Origin of the sequence: Candidatus Darwinibacter acetoxidans, assembly GCF_041936445.1 — a bacterium.
Taxonomy (GTDB): Bacteria; Bacillota; Limnochordia; order Darwinibacteriales; family Darwinibacteriaceae; genus DTU010.
In genome coordinates this window covers 1-1,208 of sequence record NZ_JBHGXH010000253.1, presented here as the reverse complement: position 1 = coordinate 1,208, position 1,208 = coordinate 1, and the positions used below count along the sequence as shown (strand labels likewise).

The window sequence follows — 1,208 nt, the reverse complement described above, 5'->3', positions numbered from 1 at the left end:
CCGTGATTACCAACGTGGAAGCCGATCACCTGGAGCACTACCAGAATGACTTTAGCCTGATGCAGCGGGCCTATGAAGCTTTTCTGCAAAACCTGCATCCGGACGGCTGGGCCGTGCTCTGCGTTGATGATCCTTTTTTACGGGAATTAGCTCACCGGGCAGATCAAAAAGTAGTCACCTATGGTCTTGCTCAGAACGGGGCTGCTTATACCGGTCGCGAGATTGCTTTAACCGGGCTGGGGTCTAGCTTTACCTTTTATCGCCGCGGCGAACCGCTTACGGGAACCGTTAACTTGCGGGTGCCCGGCCGCCACAACGTCAGCAATGCCGTAGCGGCGCTGGCGGTAGCGGCAGAGCTCGGCTTAAACCCGGGCCGGTGCGCTGAAACCCTGACCGAATTTCGTGGCGCCAAGCGACGCTTCGAAGTTATAGGCGAGGTTAACGGGGTTACGGTTATCGATGATTATGCCCACCACCCCACCGAGGTAAGGGTAACCCTGGAGGCAGCCCGTGCGGCCGGTAAACGGGTCTGCTGTATCTTTCAGCCGCATCGCTATTCCCGGACCGCGTACTTTTTTGAAGAGTTTGCCCGTTCTTTTGACGATGCTGACCTGGTTTTGCTGCACCGGATCTATTCTGCCGGTGAAAAACCGCGTGAAGGGATCACCTCTGAGGCCCTGGCCCGGCGCATCAGCGAAATTAAGGGCCAGCCGGTTTATTGGAGCGATGAGCTGGCTGAGCTGGGCCGAATGGCCCTGGACTGGGCCCGCCCCGGTGATCTGATTATTGTGATGGGGGCCGGCGATATCAGCGGCCTAGCCTATCAACTGGCCCAAGCTTGACTGTCATTTCAAAAATTGTGGTCGGTGAGATGGCTGCAGGTGGCGTTAAACGGTTATCACAAACTACTGGCAACGAAGTATTCTTGGTAACTGAACCGCTTAAGGGGGGTCAGGTTACTGCACATCCTAATACTACACCAACTTTTTGCTGTTAACGGCTCTGTGCCGGGAAGACGCTTTTTTGAGATCGGCCGTCGCCTTATTCAACAGGGGCACCAGGTTACTGTAATTACCGGTAACTCTGAGCTGGGGCTGCCGCTGGGCCGGAAAAAGATTGGCTTGCTGCAGAAAGACGGAATGGCTATCGTTGTCTTCAACCTCGGTTGCCCTCAGGTGAAGGAGGGGGAGAGGAAGGGCATTAACGCG

The 1,208-nt window shown here is 55.7% G+C and carries 2 protein-coding genes; one reads left to right on the top strand and one right to left on the bottom strand.

What is annotated here, in order from left to right; all coding sequences use genetic code 11:
* Window positions 1–842: UDP-N-acetylmuramate--L-alanine ligase (locus tag ACE4YL_RS09760; RefSeq protein ID WP_461369586.1), on the top strand; the 842-nt coding region annotated here is incomplete at its 5' end.
* Window positions 843–974: 132 nt separating this feature from the next.
* Here ACE4YL_RS09760 and ACE4YL_RS09755 read toward each other — a convergent pair.
* On the bottom strand, window positions 975–1,208 hold a 234-nt coding region (locus ACE4YL_RS09755), incomplete at its 5' end, for a hypothetical protein (protein WP_461369585.1).